The sequence below is a fragment of the Rhizobium sp. 10PS4 genome (assembly GCF_032464805.1).
GTDB classification, from domain to species: domain Bacteria; phylum Pseudomonadota; class Alphaproteobacteria; order Rhizobiales; family Rhizobiaceae; genus Rhizobium; species Rhizobium laguerreae.
This window is the reverse complement of record NZ_JAWDIW010000005.1, coordinates 122,286-140,631: the sequence shown is the minus strand read 5'-3', so window position 1 is coordinate 140,631 and position 18,346 is coordinate 122,286. Positions and strand designations below refer to the sequence as shown.

Genomic DNA, 18,346 nt, shown 5'->3' with positions numbered 1-18,346 from the left:
GGCGTCGCAATGCCTCCGGTGATCGACGACAATCCGCTCTCCTGCCGGCACCTCCCAGAAGAGCGAGCGAACCGCACTTCTCAATCATCCTTCAAGCCAGTTGGAAAGAAGAAGCAAGAACGGAATGCCCCTCCCGAGAATGGAGAGGGGCACCCACATCATCACTTGTTGGCAGCGACCGGGCGGACCAGTGCCGTAACGCGGCGGATGGTGACGCGGCGGTTTTCCTGTTCTGGCTCTGATGTACTAACCTTCAGGTAGCGCTCGCCATAACCCTGCGTCGCCAGGTTTTCCGGCGCGATGCCGTAGACATCGGAGAGCACGTTGGCGACCGACTCCGCCCGCTGGTCGGAGAGGATCAGGTTGCTCTGGTCTGAGCCGACAGCATCCGTATGACCCTCGATCAGGAAGGTTTCGCTCGGATCCTTCTCGAGCACCTGGCCGATCGCGTCGGCGACCTTGCGCAAGGTGCGCGCCTGGGTCATCGGGATCTCGGCGCTGCCGGTCGCGAAGGTGATCGTGTCGAGGTCGATGCGGCGTACCTTGTCGCGAATACGGGCGGAATACTTCACCTCGTCAAGCGAATAGACACGCTCTACCTGCTCGACGGGCGGCTCTCTGAGGAACTCGTAATAATCCCGGTCCGGATCGCTGCTGGTGTCGATGATATAGTCGTTGAGCGGCACGCGCAGCCGCATCGGCGGCAGATCGGCGCCCGGATCTTCGAAGTAGTCGCGATCAGGGTCCTCGTAGAGATCGGGCGAGTAGTAGAGTACGTATTCGCGCCCGCGGGCATCGACGCGCGACCGCTGGATGATATCGCCGTAGCGGTTGCGGATCGTGACGATGCGATAGCCCTCCGGCCGCGCGATCGTCTCGCGATAACGATCGCCCGACAGTTGCTCATAGCTTGGCCGTTCGCCGTCGCGCAGAAACCGCCTGTCGTCGTCGCTGCGCACGATCACTTGATTGTTGTACTGAATGATCACGCGGCTGTCGTCGGTGCGGTCGTCGATGCGCGCGCCCTCAGGTCGGACGAATTGCGGCCGGGTATCGAGCCTCGTGCCTTTCTCGCTGGTCACTGCCTCGAGCTTGATCGCCGGTGCCGCAGCGGTGGCAGCGGCCTGCGCATCGGCGTCCGAGGTCGGCACCTTCACTTCCTGGCTCTCGGCGCGCAGCTTGTCACGGTCACGGCGACCTTCCCGCCCCTTGCTGCGGTCGGCATCCTTGTCGCTGTCGAGCACGGCTGCACCGTTTTCGACCGGCAGCACGACGGTCTCGTTGCTCTTGGCCGGATCTGCGGCGATCTTCTTGCGGCGCTCCAGTTCCTCGGGCGAAACCTTTTCCGGCGCCGGAATGGCCTGCTCCACCTGCTGACCACTGCTGGCATCCGGTAGCGGCTGGGCGGTGTCGGTGGCGGGCGCAGCCGGCTGTCCGCCGGCGGGCTGCTCGCCGGTGGGCTGTTTGGCGGCAGGCTTTGCAGCCGTGCCATCCTTGGGCGTTTCGGCGGGCGCGGCTTCGGGAGCGGCCGCCTTGTCTTCGGTTGGCTTCTCTGTGGGTGCTGCAGCCTCGCCCTTTGTCGGCTTCTTGGCAGGCGCTTCGGCAGCGGGTTTTGCCTCCGGCTTCACTTCGGGCTTTGCCTGTTCCTCAGCTGGCGACACTGCCTCGGGAGCGGCAGTTTCGGTCTTAGTCTTGCCCTTGTCTCGGCCCTGGGCCTTATCCTGCCCTTTTTCCCGCTTACCGCCTTCAGGCTTGGCCTCGGGTTGGGCCTGTTTCGTCTCCGGCTGAGTTTCCTTGGCGGCAGGCTGCTGCTCGGGCGCCGGCTGCGCCTCAGGCTCGGCTTGCTGCGTCTCCTGCTTCTTCGGCTTTCTCGGCTTTTCCTGCGTTACGGGTTGCTCTTCCTGCTGCGGCTCGGCTTCCGGCTGAGCTGCCTGCTTGGCTTTCCGCTGCGGTTTGCTTTCGGGCGCAGGCTCCTCCCTCGGCGCTTCGGCCTTCGGCGGTTCCGGCTCTGCCTTGGGTTCGGGCGCAGGCGCCTCCTTCCGCTCGGCCTTCGGCTTCTCGGCGGGCGCCTCCTTCGGCTGCTCGGCGGCCGGCGCCTGTTCAGCCGGTGCTTCCTCCTTCTGCTTGCGCTTCTTCTTTAAGAGCTCCTCCTCGGAGGGCGCGTCCTGCGCCACTTCGAAGTTGCCCTGTTCAATCTGCCGCACGGCTGCAGTCTCGGTTGCGGCGCCGCGCGCGGCGGCCATTGCCGATGCCGGCTGCAGCGCCAGCGAGAGGGATAGCAGCGGGAAGGCTGCGCTCGCAAACAAACTTGATTTCTTGCCCATCGGGTTTCCTCGATCCTGTTTGAGCTTCTTGAGGCCGCCAGGCCCTGGTTCCGCCCCTAGCGTCGCAATGAGGCGAAACGGCGAAATGGCAAAGCGCCAACCCACCGATTTGTTCCGGTTCTAGAAAGCTCCGGATTAACCTCCCGTGAATGTTGCAGTCTGCTTTCGTTCATCTCGCCTGTTATTTGCACAGCACAATTGCGCGGGAATTTCTGTTGCAATTCCATGAAAAAAAGTCTGATTATCGCCACAAGGCGGTGTCGACACCGTTGAACTGCAGCCGTCAGCCCAACAGAAAAACGAGCGACGGCTACCAACAGAGAGGATCCTCATGCTTAACCCTACCCGTATCTTCGCGGCAGCCTCGATCGCGGCAATGTCTCTCTTTGCCGGCTCGGCCATGGCCGAGGGCGAGAAATACGTGATCGGCACCGATTCGACCTATCCGCCCTTCGAATTCGTCGATGCCAGCGGCACGATCCAGGGCTTCGACATCGACATCACCAAGGCGCTCTGCGCTGAAATGAAGGCCGAATGCACCTTCGTCAGCACCGACTGGGACGGCATCATCCCGGCCCTGAATGCCAAGAAATTCGACATGATCGTTTCCTCCATGTCGATCACGCCGGAGCGTCTGAAGCTCGTCGACTTCTCGAATAAATACTACAACACCCCGCCGGCCATTGCCGTGCCGAAGGATTCGACGATATCAGACGTCGCCGGCCTCAAGGGCAAGGTGATCGGCGCGCAGACCTCCACCACGCACGCCAACTATGCCGAGAAGCATCTCGCCGACACCGAGCTGAAGCTCTATCCGACCGCTGACGAATACAAGCTCGACGTTGCCAGCGGCCGCGTCGACGCCGTCATCGACGACGTCGTCGTTCTCTCCGAATGGGTCAAGTCCGACGCCGGCGCCTGCTGCAAGATTCTGACGACCCTGCCGGTCGACAAGGAAATCAACGGCAACGGCGCGGGCATTGCCATCCGCAAGGGCGACCCGTTGAAGGAAAAGCTGAACACGGCGATCGCTGCGATCCGCGCCAGCGGTGAATACAAGAAGATCCAGGACAAGTACTTCGACTTCGACGTTTACGGCGAATAAGAAATTCGTTATCTCGCCGATGAAGGTAATGGCGGAAGGCTTGCTCTTCCGCCATTTTTGTTTGACAAAGATAGCAAGATTAAAACGGCAAAAGCCGTGAGGGGAATTCTCGCATGGGCGGATTATTTTCCGCGCTGGGCTCCTTCTGGAGCTGGATTGTGCACATTTTCGATCCGCTGTGCGGGCCCGTTGGCATCTTCACTTGGTTCGGTCAGTCGACGATCCTTGCCTGTGGCGATACCGGCTGGGGCGACGAGATTGCGCTTGGCCTGCAGGTCACCGTTTCGGTGGCGATCGTCACCCTGCCGATCGGCCTCGCCATCGGCTTCCTGGTGGCGCTCGGCCAGCAGTCGGAGGAAAAGTCGCTGCGGCTGGCGGCCGGCATCTACACGACGATCTTCCGCGGCCTGCCGGAGCTTTTGACGCTCTTCATCATTTACTACGGCATGCAGATGCTGATCCAGTCTCTGCTTGCCTTCGTCGGTTATGACGGGCCGCCGATCGAGATCAACGCCTTTCTCGCCGGCGTCATCGCGCTTTCGGTCGTCTTCTCCGCCTACTGTTCGGAAGTGCTGCTCTCGGCCTTCCACGCCATTCCCAGGGGTCAATATGAAGCGGGCGACGCGCTTGGGCTGCATCGCGGCCGCACGCTGCGCCTCATCATCCTGCCGCAACTCGTGCGCATCGCGCTGCCGGGCCTGACGAACCTCTGGATGGTGCTCCTGAAGGACACCTCCTACGTCTCGATCATCAGCCTTGCCGATATTCTGCGCCAGACAAGTGTTGCCGTCCGCGTGACCAAGGAACCCTTCTTCTTTTACGGTGTGGCCTGCTGTCTTTATCTGGTGCTCGCCATCCTCTCCTCCTTTCTGCTCGTCTATGTCGAGCGTTGGGCCAAGCGTTCGGAGGTCCGTCGATGAGCTACGCCGAAACGCTGATCCCGCCGCAGCCAGCACCCCGCGAGATGATAAAGCCGATGACGCCGGCGCGCATGGCCGGCTATATTCTCGTCGCCATCTGGGCTGTGCTCGCGGCCCTTCTTGTCATTTCCGTCATCAATGGCTGGGATCCGGAAAAATTCATTCGCTACGGGCCGCGTTACCTCCATGGTCTCTGGATAACGCTGAGCCTCGTTTTCATTTCCGTTATCTGCGGCGCCATCCTGTCGCTGCCGCTTGCCGTGGCGCGAATGTCAAACAATCGCGTGCTGAATGCGCTGGCCTACGGCTACATCTATTTCTTCCGCGGCACGCCACTGCTTGCCCAGCTGTTCCTGGTCTATTACGGCCTCGGCGTATTCCGGCCGCAGCTTGAGGCCGTCGGCATCTGGTGGTTCTTCCGCGAAGCCTGGTATTGCGGCCTTTTTGCCATGACCATCAATACCGCGGCCTACCAGGCGGAAATCCTGCGCGGCGCGATCGAAAGCGTGCCGCACGGCCAGCGCGAGGCCGCCGCGGCACTTGGCATCCATAACAGCATCGCCTTCCGCAAGATCATCCTGCCGCAGGCCTTCATCGTCGCACTTCGCCCTTACGGCAACGAGATCATCCTTTTGATCAAGGGCTCGGCGGTCGTCGCCATCATCACCGTGCTCGACCTGATGGGCGAAACCCGCTACGCCTTCTCCCGCACTTTCGACTACCAGACCTATCTCTGGGCGGCGATCTTCTACCTCACCATCGTAGAGGCCTTACGCCATCTCTGGGCCTGGTTCGAGCGCCGCCTGACCCGGCACCTCAAGCGCTGATACATGACGCCCAAAACTGTGTCGCGGCTTTGGGATAACGGCATTCATCAAACAAAAGCCAGTTTGGCAGCACTCTTGAGATGATGCTGCCAAGACATTGATATTAAAAATAAATTGTCCTTTTACGAAGTATCTGTAAAGCTTCCGTTAACCACTCGCATGTTTCCATATCATGCAGCGCTAATAAGCGCGCGAGTGGGAACAAGAAGAAGCGGAATACGATGCACAAGGACATGGAAAAACAACTGAAGGGCTATGGTCTGACGACCGCCCAGATCCTCTACCGTCTGCCGGACCACCCGGTGATCTTACAGACCTATGTCTGGCAGGATTACGACCTCGCTCCTGATTTTCCCGAAATGCGCGGTTTCCTAAAATTCTGGGAAGAGAAGCTGGACGGGCCGCTGCATTCGGTGCGCTACATCCACCGCAAACTGATCTCGGCAACCGAGTGGCGGGCACTGAAGGGCGAGTTCATCCTGCACTGATCGGCTCTGCAACATGATGCCGAAAAGTGTGAACGGTTCGGGCGATATGTTCTGACCGCGTCAGACATGCGCCTCGCCATGGCCGAATTCGCCTTCGTCGCGATCCCGGCGAAGCGCGAAACCGAGCATGCCGAGATAGAAGGCGACGACGATGGCAATGACCGCAAGGCCGGGAATCGGCCCGAGCACCGCATTGTCGATGACATAGTCCCATGACTGCGCCTGCAGCGCCGGCATGCCCTCCGTCTGCAGCTTCGGCGTCGAGATCTTCAGGCACCAGGCGAGCAACAGGATGAAATACATCCAGCCGTAATTGCGTTTGAGCCGGCGGTGCATCGCCTCTTGATAGCTGAGCAGGAAGCGCGGCTTGCGCAGGCTGCTGGCGACCACAACCGCCCATTCGCTGCCGGCATTGGCATCAGGCGCCAGGATTTGCGCGAAATAGCAGCGCTCGATCTGGCGAATGCGGGCGCGATAGATATCGAAGAAGCGGTAGCGCCGCGCCTCGATCATCAGAAGCAGTGTCACCAGCATCATCCCGAACAGCAGCACCCCGTGATGCGAATTCGGCGTCGACAGCGACACCGAGAGGAGTGCTGCGACCACGGTGATCGCCCAGTTGGACGTCCGGTCGATGCGGTCGCGCCAGCTCGTCATCCGCCCGAGTTCACCACGGTAATAATGGCTGAGCGTGTTGGTGACCTCGTTTGGTGTCGCAGGTAGCAGTAATGCCCGGCCGGCCTCTCCTTCCCTCGCCGATGATGTCCTCTCTGGCTCCGTTTTCATGGCCTCTCCTCCCTTGGTCTTCTTTTCGGCCATTCTGCGCCCGCAATCGCGCCATTGCAAAACATCGAAAGCCGTCTTAGACGCATGCCTGAAACAAAAGGACGGCCTGAAACAAAAGGACGATGGACTGCGATGGCAAAGAAGATCGACGAAGAAGCTCTTGGCGAGACCTATAACCGCGCGCTGGCGCTGGAAAAGGCCGGCGATGTCGACGCCGCCGTTGCAGCCTATGAGGAAGTCCTGGCGATCGATCCCGATGATCACGGCGGTGCGGCCGTGCGCATTGCCGCGATGGGCCGCGGCGAAACGCCGGTCAAGGCGCCCGACGCCTATGTCGAGACCTTGTTCGACCAGCATGCCGAGGTTTTCGAGGATGTGCTCGTCGAGCAGCTCGGCTATCACGTGCCGATGCTGGTGCGCCAGCGCCTGCAGGCGCTGAAGCTCGGACCGTTCAAGCGGCTGCTCGATCTCGGCTGCGGCACGGGCCTCACCGGCGGCGCGCTGCGCGACCTCTGCGCTGATATGACCGGCATCGATATATCGGAGAAGATGGTCGAGATCGCCCATGAGAAGGATCTCTACGAGACGCTCTTCGTTGCCGAGGTCGAGGATTTCCTCGACGACAACGACGAGGAAGCCTTCGACATCATCGCCGCCACCGACGTGCTGCCCTATCTCGGCGCGCTCGAACCGCTGTTCTTCGGCGCCGCCGAGAACCTGACGCCGGGAGGCCTGTTCATCTTCTCCTCGGAAACCCTACCCGAGGAAATACTCGCCGGCCGCTCCTATATGGTCGGCCCACACCAGCGCTTCGCCCATGCCGACGCCTATGTCAGAGAACGCCTGACGGCCACCGGTTTCGAACTCGTCGAGATATCGGATATCAACGTGCGCATGGAAGACGGCCAGCCGACACCAGGCCATTTGGTGATCGCCCGGTATAATGCTGACGCCAACACTTGATATATCGGCTGACGGAATACTTGCCCGGTTGGCGAAGTATCTGTTGCAAAATGCGTCACGACCTGATAGTTAGTCGATCGGTAAAGTTTACCGCAACGATAGGAAAGGTCGCCGCATGTCGCTCGTGCTCTATGGGCATCCGCTCGCCTCTTTCTGCCACAAAGTGCTGATCGCGCTTTACGAAAACGACACTCCCTTCGAGAATCGCATCGTCGATCTTTCCGACGAGAGCTCGCGCGCCGATTTCTTTCGCTTCTGGCCGATCGGCAAGATGCCGCTGCTGCGGGACGAGGCGCGCGACAGCACCATTCCCGAGACATCGATCATCATCGAATATCTCGAGCAATACTATCCCGGCCCCGTTCGCCTGCTGCCGCCGGAGATCGACCGGGCGCTGCAGGTTCGCCTCTGGGACCGCTTTTTCGACCACTATGTCCAGGCACCGATGCAGACCATCGTCAGCAATCGTCGGCGCCCCGAGGGCACGGCAGATGAAATGGAGGTGGCAGCCGCCAAAGCAACACTCGCGACCGCCTATGCGATGATCGAAAAGCAGCTCGCCGACAAGCAATGGATATCAGGCGACGGCTTCACCATGGCCGATTGCGCCGCCGCCCCCGCCCTTTTCTATGCTGAGACTCTGGTTCCGTTTTCATCGGAACAGCCGAACCTTCGCGGCTACTACGATCGACTGCTGGCGCGCCCGTCCTTTGCAAGGGCACTGGAAGATGCCCGCCCCTACTTCAAGTTCTACCCCTACAAAGAGAGACTGCCGGCTCGCTTCCGGGATGCGGCGGAATGATGGACGGCCAGGCGGATCTCGACCGTATGTTCCATGCACTTTCCGATCGCAGCCGCCGCGGCATGATCGATCGCCTCGGTCGCGGCCCGGCCTCCGTCACCGAGCTGGCCGCGCCGCTTGCGGTTGCCCTGCCGACGGTGATGAAACATCTGCAGGTGCTGGAGGAAAGCGGCCTCGTGCTCTCCGAAAAATCCGGCCGGGTGCGAACTTACCGCCTGCAGCAGGATGCACTTGCCGCCGTCGAGCGTTGGGTGGAACAAAGGAAGACCCGCTGGGCCGCCACCTTCGACAGGCTGGACCACTTTCTCGCCAATGAAACGGAGACCCTCCCCGAATGACGACACGATCCGCCGAACACGCCACTCTCGTCATCGAACGCCATCTCAAGGCGCCGATTTCCCGCGTCTTCCGCGCCTGGTCAACACCGGAATCCAAACGGCAGTGGTTCGCCTGCCATGGCGAGTGGGTACCGCTGGACTACGGGCTCGATTTCCGCCCCGGCGGCGCGGAAAGGAACTACGTCGCCGATACTGACGGCCTCCTGCATGCCTATGACGCCCATTACATCGATATCGTACCCGATGTCCGCATCGTCTATGCCTATGAGATGAAGCTTGGGGAAAGCCGCATCTCCGCATCGCTCACAACCGTTGCCTTCGAAGCCGAACCCGGCGGCACCAGGATGGTCTTCACCGAACAGGTGGTCTTCCTCGACGGTTACGCCGATAACGGCGCCCGCCTCCAGGGCACCGAGATCGGTCTCGACAATCTGGAACTCTTCCTCGAGCGCGAGGAAAGCGCGATCCACTGATCGCATGTCACGCAAAACCAAATCGCCTCGCATGAATCAAGTTTGACGCGACGCGTTTCAGGCGAAATAAGCCAAGCCTCAAGCACTGCTTGATTTCTTGCCCGAGCCGGCAGGACGACCGGCCGCCCGCTTTGAGGTGTTGAGTGCGACAGCACCGCGAATGAGCGCCTTCAACGCCTCCTCGTCAATCTCGTCGCCCTCATGAAAATCGATGGCGCGCCTGGTATTGCCGTCAAGGCTGGAGTTGAAGAGGCCTGAAGGGTCCTCCAGCGAGGCGCCTTTGGCGAAGGTCAGTTTCACCACGCTTTTGTAGGTCTCGCCGGTGCAGATGATCCCGGCGTGCTCCCACACCGGAACGCCTCTCCACTTCCATTCCTCGACCACGTCGGGCTCGGCCTGTCTGATGAGAGTTCGGACGCGGGCGAGCATCTCGCCGCGCCAATCGCTCAACTCCTCGATTCTCGCATCGATCAAACGAGAAGGAGAGTCTCCGTCCTTCTCTTCGCTGGAGCCGCTCTTCTTCAGGATTGCCGTGGCTTTCTTCATCGATATCTCCCCCTCGATCCCTTAGGTGCTGATGGCCTAGAGCGCCGTGCGTCCTTTCGGACGCACAAAGGACGCTCTACTTTTTCAATCTTCGTGTCCGTTCACATTCGTTCGCCGGGCAATTGGCTAGCCTGCTCGACCCAGGCGGCGAACTGAGCCTCGTCGAGTTGGTCTTCCTCATGGATGTGGAAGTAACGCACTTCCTTTTGTTTGGACTCGCCGGGCGGGATGGGGCTGAGCGACGTGCCGCGGAAGAAAGCAACCTTGATATATTTCGCGAAGCAATGGACACCGAGGAACCAGCCCTGCCCTTCGATGCCGTAGAGGGGCGAGTTCCATTTCACGGCCTTATACACCCCGGGCACCGTGCGCGTGATGAGCGCATCGAGGCGATGCCCGACGTCGCTTTTCCAGCCGGGCATGGCGGCGATGTAGGCTTGCACGGGAGCGTCGCCGTAACCCTTGGCGATCTGAGGGTTGCCGCCCGAGAGAAGGACCGGCTCCGCGGTATCAGGCTTGGCGACTGTCTTCTTCGTGACCTTTGCCGCGGTCTTGGATGTCTTCCCGGACATTGCCTTCACTCCTACCCTCCGCTGCGTCCTGCGCCGCGCCACCTGGTGGCATATGGCAGCGCGAACAAGTAGAGACCGGTGAGCAGCAGCAAAGTCAGCGGCAGCAGCGCCATGAGGCCCACCCAGACAGACGATTTCTCTTGCAGCATCGCAATGATATTAATTATGACGGCCAGCGTAAAGGCAATGGACAGCCAACGGTGGATCTGCCGAAGCCAGTTATTCCAGTTCAAGGGAACCTCCTGCGAAAACAAGCGAAGCGGATGGCGTGATCCGTTTTGGCAACGGTCTCACTCTATCCGCGTCAGCACCTGCTCCAGCTTTGCGAAGAACTGCTGCCAACCGCTTTTGGCGCCCCCGTAAGCCTGCCGCTGATCCGGCCGGAAGCCCGACTGCTCCATGCGCAGTTGCGTGCCCGCGCCCGTGGGCGTGAGAGTCCAGGTGACGACACTTTCGAGATCATAGGCAGCCCAGGTGTAAGACAGGGTCTTGTTCGGCTCGACTTCCAGGACCTGGCAATCGACGGAGCCCCAATCCGCGCTCAGCTTGAAACGGTGATTCGCGACCGGCACGAAGTCGTTCTTCATCAGCCAGTCAGCGATCAGATGCGGCTGCGTGAGCGCGCGCCAGATCTTTTCCGGCGGAAAAGGGATCTCTCGTTCGACGATGACGGAACGGGTTTCGTTTGAAATTTCGGTCATTGGTCCATCCTTTTCAATAGATCTTCCAGCTGGTCGAACCGATTTTGCCAAAAGCCCGCCATCTCACTTGTCCAGTCGACCAGCGGTGCCAGCGCACCGAGCTGGGCACTATAGTGGGTCTGGCGACCTTCGTGACGATCACGCACCAATCCGGCCTGCTTCAGGATTCCGAGATGTTTCGAGACGACCGGTTGCGAGACCCCGGCCCGAGCCGTCAGAGCCCCGACCGTCTTCTCCCCTTCGCGGCACAGCCGTTCGAAAAGAGCCCTCCGGGTCGGATCGGCGAGCGTTCTGAAGAGCACATCCTGGGTGTCCGACATCTACAATCCATACCCCGTTAGCTATGGATTAACGTATAGCCGTGGAGGTATGAGTGAGTCAAGCTGGACGTAAAACAACTCGAGAAAATATTGCGGCATCTAGTGCGCGTGGCAGAGGTGAGTGAAATTCACATACCCAAGAGGCTATACATTTTCGTCATTAGACATGCATGCTCGCGCGAACACGCCTCGCCTATGCCGAGGTCATGTAGCGTCGCGAATAGACTTGGGATCAATGGCCGCCGTCGGTGCCGAGAATCGCGGCAAGCAGCCGGCCTTCCAGCTCGGCGAGGCCAGGATGGCCGTGCCGGCGCGGACGCGGATACGGAATGGGAAGATCGAGTGCGATCCGCCCCTCATCGAGCACGATGACCCGATCGGCGAGATGCACCGCCTCGCTGACATCATGAGTGACGAGCACTGCGGTGAAGCCGAGTTCGCGCCAGACACGGTTGATGAGCTCCTGCATGCTGATCCGCGTTAGCGCATCGAGGGCACCGAGCGGTTCGTCGAGCGCCAGCACGCCTGGCCGGCTGACCAGCGCCCGCGCCAGCGCCACGCGCTGCCGTTGCCCGCCGGAAAGCCGCGCCGGCCATTCCCCGGTCTTTTCGCCAAGCTGGACTTCGGCAAGCACGGCATCGGCCGCCTTTACCGCCGCCCGGCTGTCGATGCCGTCGCCGAGCCCGACCACGACATTGTCTGCGACACTGAGCCAGGGCAGCAGCCGCGGCTCCTGAAAGACGATACGCGCGTTCGGGCTCGCCGGCGCGCCGTCGGCATCTTCGAAATGCAGCTCGCCGGCAGTCGGCTCGTCGAGGCCCATCAGGATGCGAAGCAGCGTGCTCTTGCCGCAGCCGCTCTTGCCGATCACGGCGACGAACTGGCCGGCCGGAATATGCAGGTTGATGCCGCGCAGCACGCGGTTGGCCCCAAAACTCTTTTCAAGCCCCGTCAGGCTGATCGCCGCGGGCGCACTATGGCCCACTGCCGGCGCGTTTTCGCGCGCATAAGCTGGCTCTTCGGCGACGGCGTGAAAACGCTCATCTGCGATCGATGTCATGGCGTCTCTCCTATTTCTGATAGACCGGGTTCCAGGCGAGCAGCCGCCTCTCCAGCACCCGGGCGATGACATCGGCAAGTTTGCCGAGCACGGCATAAATGACGAGGGCGAGCACGACGACGTCGGTCATCATGAATTCGCGGGCATTGTTGGCCATGTGGCCGATGCCAGACGATGTAGCGATCGATTCCGATACGATCAGCGTCAGCCACATGATGCCGAGCGCATATCTGAGGCCGACGAAGATCGACGGCAGCGCACCTGGAAAGATCACCTTGCGGAAAAGCGTCCAGTTGCCCATGCCATAGACCTTACCCATCTCGATCAGATCGCGATCGACATTGCGCACCCCGTGATAGGTGTTGAGATAAACCGGGAAGAGCACGCCGAGCGAGGTCAGAAACAGCTTCGATTCCTCACCGATCCCGAACCACAGGATGACAAGAGGGATCATCGCCAGATGCGGGATGGTGCGCAGCATCTGCAGAGTCGTATCCGTCAGCTGTTCGGAGATGCGCGATACGCCATTGGCAATACCGAGCAGGAAGCCGATCGAGCCGCCGACGAGAAGACCGGCAAAGGCGCGGCCGGCGCTCACCAGCACGTCATTCGGCAACTGGCCGGAAACCATCGTCGACCAAAAGGCAAGGCCGACATCGGCCGGCGACGGCATGATCCGCGATGAGATCCAGCCGGCCGAGGAGGCAAGCTGCCAGAACGCCACGATCGCCACCGGCACCAGATAGGGCGTCAGCTTCTCCAGGCCGGGCAGCGGCAGGCGCAAACCCGCCTTCCCGGCCTTTTCGGAAGCAACCGATCGTACGAACGGAGTATCGAAAGTCGACATGCATTGTCCTCGCGCTTATCGGGAGCAGGATGCCGCAAGCCCAAAGCGGGCTTGCGACGGTGTCACGCTCTGTTCGAGCTCAGGAACCTGAGACGACTTTCAGATTGCCGCCATGGCTGCCGCCTGCGAAGACCTGCTTGCGGCCGAACTCGTTGCTGAAGCCCAGGCGCTGCTGCTCGCGGGTAATGCCGAGTTCGGGGAAAAGCAGCTCGGCGACGCGATAGGCCTCTTCGAGATGCGGATAGCCGGAGCCGATCACCGTATCGATGCCGATCTCCTGATACTCGCGAAGGCGCGCGGCCACCGTCTTCGGCGAGCCGACCAGCGCCGTGCCCGCACCGGCGCGCACCAGGCCAACGCCGGCCCAGAGGTTCGGCGAGACTTCGAGCTTGTCGCGCCGGCCACCGTGAAGGGCGGCCATGCGCTTCTGGCCGACCGAGTCGGACTCGTGGACAAAGCGTTCCTGCGCCTCGCGGATCGTCTCGTCGTCGAGATGGCGGATCAGCCGCTCGGCCGCCTCCCACGCCTCCTCGTCGGTTTCGCGCACGATGAAGTGCAGACGGATGCCGAAGCTCACCTCGCGGCCGCGCTCGCCGGCGGCCTTGCGCACCTTGGTGATCTTCTCGGCAACCTGTGCCGGCGGCTCGCCCCAGGTCAGGTACTTGTCGACGCGTCCGACGGAGAAGTCGATGCCGGCATCCGACGAGCCGCCGAAATAGAGCGGCGGACGCGGGTTCTGCACCGAGGGAAAGCCGAGGCGCGCATTGGTTGCCTTGATGTATTTGCCGTCGAAGCTTGCCGTTCCCTTTTCCAGCAGTTCCTCGAACACGGTGAAGAACTCTTCGGCATGGGCGTAGCGCTCGTCATGCTCGAGATGGATGCCATCGCCGGCAAGCTCCGCCGGGCTACCGCCGACGACGATGTTGAGCAACAGGCGGCCGTTGGAAATGCGGTCGAGCGTCGTAGCCAGACGCGCGTAATAGGCAGGCGATGCCGTGCCGGGACGGATCGCCACTAGGAACTGCAGCTTCTCGGTCTTGGCGGCAAGGGCTGCCGCTGTCACGAAGGATTCTTCGCAGGCAACCCCGGTCGGCAGCAGCACGCCGGAATAGCCGAGCCGGTCGACGGCCTGGGCGATCTGCGTGAGATAGCCGATCTCGGGCGCGCGGTTAAGATCGGAGGAGCCGAGATAGGTGCCGTCCCCCGATGTCGGGATGAACCAGAGGAAATTGATGGGCTCGGATTGGCCAGTATGAGAGATGGTGGTCATTGGAAGACGGTCCTTTAGCTGCGGAATTCGAAAATCAACTCGCGTGGTCGAGATGGCTCTCTGTCTGCCTTGCGTAGCGCCGCCGCCGCACAGATGCTTGGGAGGATCCTCGTGGCGGCGGTGGCTGCAAGAAGGCCGGCTGGCTGTCTATGCGCGAGCATCTGAAATATCCCTGTCGATCGGATGGCAGCAGGTAGATGCCTTTCGGTGTCTACTCGATCATGAGGATAGTGACATAGACCACTAATTAGATCGACAATATCAATTTGCTATTCTAATCCGTTTTGGGGAATATTTTTCCGGTTCGGCGGCATGGGGCCCTCTCCATGCCGCCTCGCGGAAATCTTGGCCCGGCCGGAAAATCAGCTTGCCTTGGGACGCCAGACGATATCGCCGGTCGTAAGCTTCTTCGGCAGGATGCCGAGCCCGTGGAACTCGTCGGCGAGCGCCTGCTGATAGGCGGCGGCGGCATCGGTGATGGTCGAGACGCTGCCGAGATCGGCACCCTTTCGCGTCAATGTCACGCGCGTCACGTCAATCGGCACGCCGGTGATCTCGGAAAGCTCCTTCACCGTCTCCTCGATATTGCTCTGGGCCGACGTGCCGACCTTGGCAAGCTCATCGATCACATCGACGACCACCTGCCCGTTGGCATCGGTGAAATCGCGATTGGCGAGGAAGAAACTGTAGGAGTCGACGATGCCTTCGGCGGTCGTCAGGATACGCGTCTCCGGATCGGCTTCTGCAATCGCCAGATAGGGATCCCAGATCGACCAGGCGTCGATGCTGCCATTCTTAAAGGCGGCCGCAGCATCCGGCGGCGAAAGGTCGAGCTGCTCGACATCTTCGGGCTTCAACCCCGCCTGGCGCAGAATCTTGACGGTTACGTTATGCGCGCTGGAGCCCCGCTTGAAGGCAACCTTTTTGCCCTTGAGATCTTCAAGCGTCTTGATGGGCGAATCCTTGCGCACGAGGATGGCCGACGCTGCCGGGCTGCCCTTGTAGAGACCGACATAATAGAGCTGCCCGCCGGCCGCCTGGGCAAAGAGCGGCGGCACATCGCCGGTCGCACCGAAATCCAGAGCCCCGGCACCCAGCGCTTCGAGAAGCGGCGGACCGGAGGTGAATTCCAACCAGCTGACGGTAATGCCGCGATCGGCAAGCCGCTTCTCAAGTGCGCCACGCCGCTTGGCGAGCGCCAACACGCCGTTCTTCTGCCAGCCGATACGGAACTCGCTGGTGGCAGCCCGTGCCGCTCTGACTGCCGGCAGGATTGCCGTGGCCGCAGCAGCTCCAAAAAGCCCGAGCGTTTGTCGACGTGAAATCATGACTATCCCCTTCTTGTACGGTGTCGGGCCTGCCTTCGGCTGGACGACCTGTCAGTTACGAGCTCCATGATGATGAAATCTATAATTTATATCGACAAATTTATTTGCAACATATGGCCTTTGCTGAAATTTTGCAGCCGGGAAATCGGCCTCAAGCGGATTTTTTTCGCGCGTCCCTCACTCCCGACCTTCGCCGGCCAGGCGCTCACGGATGAAGGTAGGCCCGCCGGCAAGACGCTTCGCAAGCAAGCTTGCGGGATCGACCATGCGCCAATAGGGCGTAACTGTCGAAACCGGCTCGCCCTTCTCCAGCGCGCCGAATGACAACTCGGCGATCGCACGCAAATGCCGCTGCACGGTCACCGGACAACAGGCGTCCGCCCCGTATTGAGCGGCGAGACGGCGACGGAGAGTGCCTACTTCGGTGATGACACCTTCCGGTGCCGATCGAATCTGCTCTGCGACCATCTGCTGCGATGGAATGAGCATCGCCTGCATTCCGCTGCGGCCTTTGCGCCGCGGCTCGATCGTCGGAATTTCCGTCATGTCACCTCCCGGAAACATTTTGCCTTCTCCCGATCTAGGGCTCGGCCGAACGGCGGCCAGCCTCATCTGCGTCAATCGGAACGAAGTCCGCCTTCACGGGCTTTTCTGCTCCCGCCGTTTCGGTTAATCCTCGGGCCTGCACTTGAGGAAAAGGATAGGACATATGGCAAAAGTCGCGTTCATCGGTCTCGGCGTCATGGGTTTCCCTATGGCGGGGCATTTGAAGACGAAAGGCGGCCACGATGTCACCGTCTATAACCGCACGCCGGCAAAAGCCGCCGCCTGGGCCGAGAAATTTTCAGGCCACGCCGCCCCCACCCCGGCCGAGGCCGCCGCCGGTGCCGATTTCGTCTTCGTCTGCGTCGGCAATGACGAAGATCTCCGCTCGGTGACATTGGACGAGAACGGCGCTTTACACGGCATGAAGCCCGGTTCGGTGCTGATCGACAACACCACCGCCAGCGCTGAGGTCGCCCGCGAACTTTATGCCGCGGCCAAGGAAAAAGGCGTCGACTTCATCGACGCTCCCGTCTCCGGCGGCCAGGCCGGCGCCGAAAACGGTATCCTGACCGTCATGTGCGGCGGCGACGAGGCCGTCTTCGAACGCGCCAGGCCTGTCATCGACGCCTATGCCCGCATGGTTGGCCTGATGGGGCCGGCAGGCTCGGGCCAGCTGACCAAGATGGTCAACCAGATCTGCATCGCCGGTCTCGTCCAGGGACTTGCCGAAGCGCTGCATTTCGGCAAGCGCGCCGGCCTCGATATTGAAAAAGTCGTCGAGGTGATTTCCAAGGGTGCGGCCGGTTCCTGGCAGATGGAAAACCGCCACAAAACCATGAACGCTGGCAAATACGACTTCGGCTTCGCGGTCGACTGGATGCGCAAGGATCTCGGCATCGTGCTCACTGAAGCCCGCCGCAACGGCGCCAAACTGCCGGTCACCGCCATCGTCGATCAGTTCTACGGCGACGTGCAGTCAATGGGCGGCAATCGCTGGGACACATCCTCGCTGCTCGCCCGCCTCGAGAAATGATCGGCCCCTCCTCCGATGCGGCAGAATTGATCGCGCATCTCGAAACGCTGCGTTCGGAGGAGAATGTCGCCAGCATGGCGCGCTTCGGCATCGCTACCGGCGGCGCCCTCGGCATCTCCAATCCCGATATCCGGGCGGTCGCCAGACTGGCGAAGAAGGATCACCTCAGGGCAATGCAGCTCTGGCGAAGCGATATCCGCGAAGCCCGCCTGCTCGCCCTCTACACAGCCGAACCGAAGCGGTTGACGACGGAAGAAGCCCGACATTGGGCCGATGATTTCAACTCCTGGGAGATCGTCGATTGCGCCGCCGATCTCTTCGTCGAGGCGGGGCTGGACGAGCTCATCTCAGACTTCGCCGCCGACGAGCGTGAATTTATCAGGCGCACAGCCTTCGCCATGATTGCCGGTGCTACGGTTCACTTGAAGAAGGAACCTGATGCGACTATTCTCGCATGGCTGCCGCTGATCGAGACTCATTCCGGCGACCCTCGAAACTTCGTGCGCAAAGCGGTTAATTGGGCGCTGCGCAACATCGGCAAACGCAATCTCGCCTGCCATGCGCCGGCGCTGGCACTCGCACAGTCCCTAGCGGAAAGCCCTGACAAAACCGCCCGCTGGATCGGCAAGGATGCGGTTAGGGAGCTAACCGGCGAAAAGCTGCGGGCACGGCTGAGATAAGCCCGAGGCCGTCAATGCTGCCTGGATTTTTCGACCAGAAAATCGATCAGCACCCGCACCGCCGGCGCCATGCCCTTGGCCGTCGTGAAGACGATATAGAACTGGCTCTCCTCCGACTGCCAGTCCGGCAGCACCCGCACCAGCTTGCCAGCCTGGAGATCGGCCTCACAGGCACTTTCGAGTAAAAGTCCAAAGCCAAGGCCAGCACGAGCCGCGTCGAGGATGGCGGTCAGAACGGATCGATAGCCGTCCGCACGGTCGATCCAACTCGTTGAAAAAATTGAAATCCGGGTGCCTCAAGAAACGAGGCTGGCAGGGATGCCGACATACGATACGCAACGCCGGTTCGGCTCACCTGAAGGGCCATCGTGATCGACTGCCTTGAAGACTGCAACACTAAAAACGCTGCAAGGACGG

At 61.0% G+C, this 18,346-nt stretch carries 22 protein-coding genes and 1 pseudogene; 10 read left to right on the top strand and 13 right to left on the bottom strand.

Annotation, left to right across the window (positions count from 1 at the left end):
• Positions 1-161 precede the first annotated feature (161 nt).
• Entirely contained in the window at positions 162-2,324 is a 2,163-nt protein-coding gene (locus tag RWJ89_RS11070) for an OmpA family protein (RefSeq protein WP_316030914.1), read from the bottom strand.
• Positions 2,325-2,655: 331 nt separating this feature from the next.
• On the opposite strand from RWJ89_RS11070, the gene RWJ89_RS11065 reads away from it, so the two are divergent.
• The 4 genes from RWJ89_RS11065 (at position 2,656) to RWJ89_RS11050 (ending at position 5,664) form a co-directional block, all read left to right on the top strand.
• Positions 2,656-3,429, top strand: a complete 774-nt coding sequence (locus tag RWJ89_RS11065; protein ID WP_077978374.1) for a transporter substrate-binding domain-containing protein — start codon at positions 2,656-2,658, stop codon at positions 3,427-3,429.
• Between the two features lie 113 nt (positions 3,430-3,542).
• Positions 3,543-4,349, top strand: coding sequence for an ABC transporter permease (locus tag RWJ89_RS11060; protein WP_025394853.1), 807 nt, complete (start codon positions 3,543-3,545; stop codon positions 4,347-4,349).
• Positions 4,346-5,176, top strand: a complete 831-nt coding sequence (locus RWJ89_RS11055) for an ABC transporter permease (protein ID WP_131664980.1) — start codon at positions 4,346-4,348, stop codon at positions 5,174-5,176. Before RWJ89_RS11060 ends, RWJ89_RS11055 begins: the two co-directional genes overlap by 4 nt.
• 221 nt (positions 5,177-5,397) lie before the next feature.
• On the top strand, positions 5,398-5,664 hold the full coding sequence (locus RWJ89_RS11050) for an usg protein (RefSeq protein ID WP_003540344.1): 267 nt from the start codon (positions 5,398-5,400) through the stop codon (positions 5,662-5,664).
• 60 nt (positions 5,665-5,724) lie between these two features.
• Here RWJ89_RS11050 and RWJ89_RS11045 read toward each other — a convergent pair whose 3' ends face one another.
• Complete coding sequence (locus RWJ89_RS11045) at positions 5,725-6,450, bottom strand: DUF2270 domain-containing protein (RefSeq protein ID WP_131664979.1); 726 nt, start codon at positions 6,448-6,450, stop codon at positions 5,725-5,727.
• A gap of 132 nt (positions 6,451-6,582) precedes the next feature.
• Here RWJ89_RS11045 and RWJ89_RS11040 point away from each other — a divergent pair, with 132 nt between their 5' ends.
• The 4 genes from RWJ89_RS11040 to RWJ89_RS11025 all read left to right on the top strand — a co-directional run bounded on the left by RWJ89_RS11040 (position 6,583) and on the right by RWJ89_RS11025 (position 9,026).
• Positions 6,583-7,413 carry a class I SAM-dependent DNA methyltransferase gene (locus RWJ89_RS11040; RefSeq protein WP_131664978.1) on the top strand — a complete coding sequence of 277 codons (831 nt, stop codon included), beginning with the start codon at positions 6,583-6,585 and terminating at the stop codon, positions 7,411-7,413.
• 115 nt (positions 7,414-7,528) lie between these two features.
• Positions 7,529-8,215 (top strand): glutathione S-transferase family protein, encoded by a 687-nt coding sequence (locus RWJ89_RS11035; RefSeq protein ID WP_131664977.1) that lies wholly within the window; start codon positions 7,529-7,531, stop codon positions 8,213-8,215.
• Positions 8,212-8,553 (top strand): ArsR/SmtB family transcription factor, encoded by a 342-nt coding sequence (locus RWJ89_RS11030; RefSeq protein WP_131664975.1) that lies wholly within the window; start codon positions 8,212-8,214, stop codon positions 8,551-8,553. The genes RWJ89_RS11035 and RWJ89_RS11030 overlap by 4 nt, the downstream gene beginning before the upstream one ends.
• Positions 8,550-9,026: an SRPBCC family protein gene (locus RWJ89_RS11025; RefSeq protein WP_316030913.1), complete on the top strand. Its 477-nt coding sequence runs from the start codon at positions 8,550-8,552 to the stop codon at positions 9,024-9,026. The genes RWJ89_RS11030 and RWJ89_RS11025 overlap by 4 nt, the downstream gene beginning before the upstream one ends.
• Before the next feature lie 78 nt (positions 9,027-9,104).
• Here the strand turns inward: RWJ89_RS11025 and RWJ89_RS11020 are convergent, their stop codons facing one another.
• From RWJ89_RS11020 to RWJ89_RS10975, 10 genes are all read right to left on the bottom strand, one after another.
• On the bottom strand, positions 9,105-9,572 hold the full coding sequence (locus RWJ89_RS11020; protein ID WP_168284440.1) for a DUF1801 domain-containing protein: 468 nt from the start codon (positions 9,570-9,572) through the stop codon (positions 9,105-9,107).
• 101 nt (positions 9,573-9,673) lie between these two features.
• Positions 9,674-10,144 (bottom strand): DUF1801 domain-containing protein, encoded by a 471-nt coding sequence (locus RWJ89_RS11015; protein ID WP_168284452.1) that lies wholly within the window; start codon positions 10,142-10,144, stop codon positions 9,674-9,676.
• 11 nt (positions 10,145-10,155) lie between these two features.
• On the bottom strand, positions 10,156-10,377 hold the full coding sequence (locus RWJ89_RS11010; protein ID WP_131664969.1) for a hypothetical protein: 222 nt from the start codon (positions 10,375-10,377) through the stop codon (positions 10,156-10,158).
• Between the two features lie 57 nt (positions 10,378-10,434).
• Entirely contained in the window at positions 10,435-10,845 is a 411-nt protein-coding gene (locus RWJ89_RS11005) for an SRPBCC family protein (protein ID WP_132609123.1), read from the bottom strand.
• On the bottom strand, positions 10,842-11,165 hold the full coding sequence (locus RWJ89_RS11000; RefSeq protein WP_003540367.1) for an ArsR/SmtB family transcription factor: 324 nt from the start codon (positions 11,163-11,165) through the stop codon (positions 10,842-10,844). The genes RWJ89_RS11005 and RWJ89_RS11000 overlap by 4 nt, the downstream gene beginning before the upstream one ends.
• Before the next feature lie 232 nt (positions 11,166-11,397).
• Positions 11,398-12,225: an ABC transporter ATP-binding protein gene (locus tag RWJ89_RS10995; protein WP_316030912.1), complete on the bottom strand. Its 828-nt coding sequence runs from the start codon at positions 12,223-12,225 to the stop codon at positions 11,398-11,400.
• Positions 12,226-12,235: 10 nt separating this feature from the next.
• Entirely contained in the window at positions 12,236-13,072 is an 837-nt protein-coding gene (locus RWJ89_RS10990; RefSeq protein WP_316030911.1) for an ABC transporter permease subunit, read from the bottom strand.
• Positions 13,073-13,151: 79 nt separating this feature from the next.
• On the bottom strand, positions 13,152-14,342 hold the full coding sequence (gene ssuD, locus RWJ89_RS10985) for an FMNH2-dependent alkanesulfonate monooxygenase (protein WP_316030910.1): 1,191 nt from the start codon (positions 14,340-14,342) through the stop codon (positions 13,152-13,154).
• Between the two features lie 362 nt (positions 14,343-14,704).
• The gene (locus tag RWJ89_RS10980) at positions 14,705-15,670 is read right to left on the bottom strand and encodes an aliphatic sulfonate ABC transporter substrate-binding protein (protein ID WP_221943753.1); all 966 of its coding nucleotides are present in this window, start codon (positions 15,668-15,670) and stop codon (positions 14,705-14,707) included.
• Positions 15,671-15,847: 177 nt separating this feature from the next.
• The gene (locus RWJ89_RS10975; RefSeq protein ID WP_221943755.1) at positions 15,848-16,216 is read right to left on the bottom strand and encodes a hypothetical protein; all 369 of its coding nucleotides are present in this window, start codon (positions 16,214-16,216) and stop codon (positions 15,848-15,850) included.
• Between the two features lie 163 nt (positions 16,217-16,379).
• Between RWJ89_RS10975 and RWJ89_RS10970 the strand changes: the two genes are divergently transcribed.
• Both RWJ89_RS10970 and RWJ89_RS10965 read left to right on the top strand, forming a co-directional pair.
• The gene (locus RWJ89_RS10970; RefSeq protein ID WP_221943757.1) at positions 16,380-17,249 is read left to right on the top strand and encodes an NAD(P)-dependent oxidoreductase; all 870 of its coding nucleotides are present in this window, start codon (positions 16,380-16,382) and stop codon (positions 17,247-17,249) included.
• Positions 17,246-17,929 carry a DNA alkylation repair protein gene (locus RWJ89_RS10965; protein ID WP_221943759.1) on the top strand — a complete coding sequence of 228 codons (684 nt, stop codon included), beginning with the start codon at positions 17,246-17,248 and terminating at the stop codon, positions 17,927-17,929. Before RWJ89_RS10970 ends, RWJ89_RS10965 begins: the two co-directional genes overlap by 4 nt.
• Before the next feature lie 11 nt (positions 17,930-17,940).
• Here RWJ89_RS10965 and RWJ89_RS10960 read toward each other — a convergent pair.
• Positions 17,941-18,162, bottom strand: a pseudogene (locus RWJ89_RS10960) (LysR substrate-binding domain-containing protein); the annotation flags it as partial.
• Positions 18,163-18,346 lie beyond the last annotated feature (184 nt).